The sequence below is a fragment of the Asticcacaulis sp. W401b genome (genome assembly GCF_046503825.1).
In the GTDB taxonomy this organism is placed as follows: Bacteria; Pseudomonadota; Alphaproteobacteria; order Caulobacterales; family Caulobacteraceae; genus Asticcacaulis.
Genome location: NZ_JBKFEE010000059.1, coordinates 1 through 901, shown reverse-complemented (window position 1 = coordinate 901; position 901 = coordinate 1). Strand labels below are relative to the sequence as shown.

The 901-nt window shown below is 57.2% G+C and carries 2 protein-coding genes; both read right to left on the bottom strand.

Features of this window, described 5'->3' with window-relative positions; all coding sequences use genetic code 11:
- Window positions 1-29 precede the first annotated feature (29 nt).
- Window positions 30-383: an IS66 family insertion sequence element accessory protein TnpB gene (gene tnpB, locus ACK8OE_RS20865; protein WP_410273333.1), complete on the bottom strand. Its 354-nt coding sequence runs from the start codon at window positions 381-383 to the stop codon at window positions 30-32.
- Entirely contained in the window at window positions 364-861 is a 498-nt protein-coding gene (tnpA, locus tag ACK8OE_RS20860) for an IS66-like element accessory protein TnpA (protein WP_410273334.1), read from the bottom strand. Before tnpA ends, tnpB begins: the two co-directional genes overlap by 20 nt.
- Window positions 862-901: the final 40 nt, after the last annotated feature.

Sequence of the window (901 nt, the reverse complement as noted above, 5' to 3'; positions counted from 1 at the left end):
TGCCCGCGTCAACTATACAATTGACCTTGTCAGCCTGCGATCTCGTATTGCCGGACAGGATGGCGGACCATGGCATCGACATCGATCCCGTCCAGCAACCAATGCAATTGCTCAGTCGTCAGCGTAACGACCAGGGCCTCGCGCCGAGGCCAGCGAAACCGGTCTTCCGTCAGCCGCTTCAGGACAAGGACAAAGCCCGAACGGTCAAAAAACAGCAATTTCATCCGGTCGCGGCGCCGATTACAAAACGCAAAAACCGCCGGCTTGAACGGGTCCAGTGCCATCGTCTCCTGCACCAGGACCGCAAGACTATTAATCCCCGCACGGAAGTCGATCGGCTCACGATGAAGGTAGACAGGAAGGTCAGCGCCCAGTCTGAACATCGCTCAAAGCCCCAATGATCGCTGCCAATCCATACCTGTCTCCGGCTTCCAGCGTCAGCCTCACCCCGTTGGGTAATGACGCGCTCATCTTCAACGGCGCTCCAAAACCGTCACTCCCCGTAGATCCTAAACGCTCCTGCCGGCCAGATACCATCCGCCCGACCTCCGCCTCTTGCGCACTCTCATCACGGTCGCAAATCTGCACCGGGATGAAGGCTGTCGATGAAGCGCCACCCATTGTGCGGCTCTCTTCGAAGGCCTTGATCCACTTCCTCAACAGGTTCGCGTTTACCCCATGTTCAAGTGCCTGACGCGAAACAGACACTCCAGGTCTAAGGCATGACGCCACCAGCCGCGCTTTCCACACTGGGTCATACCAGCGACGCCCGTCACTCCCAACACGAACAACGCCACGTCCAAAATTCAACGAATCCAATTGGTGTCCACCTTCCTTCTTGGTGGACACATCTTCCAACATCCCCCACCTCACCAAAAGGTGCAGGGAAATTCGCGCTTAC